The organism is Paenibacillus sp. MY03 (assembly GCF_002165585.1).
In the GTDB taxonomy this organism is placed as follows: domain Bacteria; phylum Bacillota; class Bacilli; order Paenibacillales; family Paenibacillaceae; genus Pristimantibacillus; species Pristimantibacillus agaridevorans.
Genome location: NZ_MXQD01000110.1, coordinates 1 through 2597 on the forward strand (window position 1 = coordinate 1; position 2597 = coordinate 2597).

The 2597-nt window shown below is 54.7% G+C and carries 1 rRNA gene; it reads left to right on the forward strand.

The window, feature by feature from the left end:
• Positions 1-2597, forward strand: a 23S ribosomal RNA gene (locus B1748_RS36100); the annotation flags it as partial.

Consider the following 2597-nt stretch of genomic DNA (forward strand, 5'->3'; position numbering starts at 1 on the left):
TAGGCGAAGAGGTCTGGAAAGGCCCGCCATAGCAGGTAAAAGCCCTGTAACCGAAAGCAAGCACTCTCCGAGGTGTATCCTGAGTACGGCGGGACACGTGAAACCCCGTCGGAATCCGGCAGGACCATCTGCCAAGGCTAAATACTCCCTGGTGACCGATAGTGAAGCAGTACCGTGAGGGAAAGGTGAAAAGCACCGCGGGAGCGGAGTGAAAAAGAACCTGAAACCGTGCGCTTACAAGAAGTCAGAGCCCGATCAATGGGTGATGGCGTGCCTTTTGTAGAATGAACCGGCGAGTTACGATTACGTGCAAGGTTAAGGTGGAAAGCCGGAGCCGCAGCGAAAGCGAGTCTGAATAGGGCGATTATAGTACGTGGTCGTAGACCCGAAACCGTGTGATCTACCCCTGTCCAGGGTGAAGGTGCGGTAACACGCACTGGAGGCCCGAACCCACGCACGTTGAAAAGTGCGGGGATGAGGTGGGGGTAGCGGAGAAATTCCAATCGAACTCGGAGATAGCTGGTTCTCCCCGAAATAGCTTTAGGGCTAGCCTCGGTTATGAGTGTCGTGGAGGTAGAGCACTGATTGGGTGCGGGGCCCGCCAAGGGTTACCAAGTCTAGTCAAACTCCGAATGCCATTGACATGCTTACCGGGAGTCAGACAGTGAGTGCTAAGATCCATTGTCAAGAGGGAAACAGCCCAGATCATCAGCTAAGGTCCCCAAGTGTGTGTTAAGTGGGAAAGGATGTGGAGTTGCACAGACAACCAGGATGTTGGCTTAGAAGCAGCCACCATTTAAAGAGTGCGTAATAGCTCACTGGTCGAGTGACTCTGCGCCGAAAATGTAACGGGGCTAAACACACCACCGAAGCTATGACATTGCAGCTTGCTGCATTGGGTAGGGGAGCGTTGAATATAGGTTGAAGTCAGACCGTGAGGACTGGTGGAGCGCATTCAAGTGAGAATGCCGGTATGAGTAACGAAAAGACAAGTGAGAATCTTGTCCGCCGAAAGCCTAAGGGTTCCTGAGGAAGGCTCGTCCACTCAGGGTAAGTCGGGACCTAACGCGAGGCCGAAAGGCGTAGTGGAAGGACAACAGGTTGAAATTCCTGTACCACCGTAAGCCGTTATGAGCAATGGGGTGACACAGAAGGGCAGTGACGCGGGCTGATGGAAGTGCCCGTCCAAGCAGTGAGGCTGATTCGTAGGCAAATCCGCGAATCGTGAGGCTGGGCTGTGATGGGGAGCGAAAATTGCAGTAGCGAAGGTCATGTACTCCGGCTGTCAAGAAAAGCCTCTAGCCAGGTGATGGTGCCCGTACCGCAAACCGACACAGGTAGGCGAGCAGAGCATGCTAAGGCGCGCGGAAGAACTCTCGTTAAGGAACTCGGCAAAATGACCCCGTAACTTCGGGAGAAGGGGTGCCTCGGTAGGGTGAATAGCCCGAGGGGGCCGCAGTGAAAAGGCCCAATCGACTGTTTAGCAAAAACACAGGTCTGTGCGAAGCCGTAAGGCGAAGTATACGGGCTGACGCCTGCCCGGTGCTGGAAGGTTAAGGGGAGCGGTTAGGGGCAACCCGAAGCTGTGAACCGAAGCCCCAGTAAACGGCGGCCGTAACTATAACGGTCCTAAGGTAGCGAAATTCCTTGTCAGGTAAATTCTGACCCGCACGAATGGCGTAACGAATTGGGCGCTGTCTCAACGAGAGATCCGGTGAAATTTTAATACCTGTGAAGATGCAGGTTACCCGCGACAAGACGGAAAGACCCCATGGAGCTTTACTGCAGCTTGATATTGGACTTTGGTACGATCTGTACAGGATAGGTGGGAGCCTTTGAAGCCGGAGCGCCAGCTTCGGTGGAGGCGCCGTTGGGATACCACCCTGATCGTATCGGAGTTCTAACCTGGTACCGTGAATCCGGTACGGGGACCGTGTCAGGCGGGCAGTTTGACTGGGGCGGTCGCCTCCTAAAATGTAACGGAGGCGCCCAAAGGTTCCCTCAGAATGGTTGGAAATCATTCGAAGAGTGCAAAGGCATAAGGGAGCTTGACTGCGAGACCTACAAGTCGAGCAGGGACGAAAGTCGGGCTTAGTGATCCGGTGGTACCGAATGGAAGGGCCATCGCTCAACGGATAAAAGCTACCCTGGGGATAACAGGCTTATCTCCCCCAAGAGTCCACATCGACGGGGAGGTTTGGCACCTCGATGTCGGCTCATCGCATCCTGGGGCTGAAGTAGGTCCCAAGGGTTGGGCTGTTCGCCCATTAAAGCGGTACGCGAGCTGGGTTCAGAACGTCGTGAGACAGTTCGGTCCCTATCTGTCGCGGGCGTAGGAAATTTGAGAGGAGCTGTCCTTAGTACGAGAGGACCGGGATGGACGTACCGCTGGTGTACCAGTTGTTCCGCCAGGAGCACCGCTGGGTAGCCAAGTACGGACGGGATAAGCGCTGAAAGCATCTAAGCGTGAAGCCCCCCTCAAGATGAGATTTCCCAGTATGTAAGACCCCTTGAAGACGACGAGGTTGATAGGTTCGGGGTGGAAGCACAGCAATGTGTGGAGCTGACGAATACTAATCGGTCGAGGGCTTATCCTA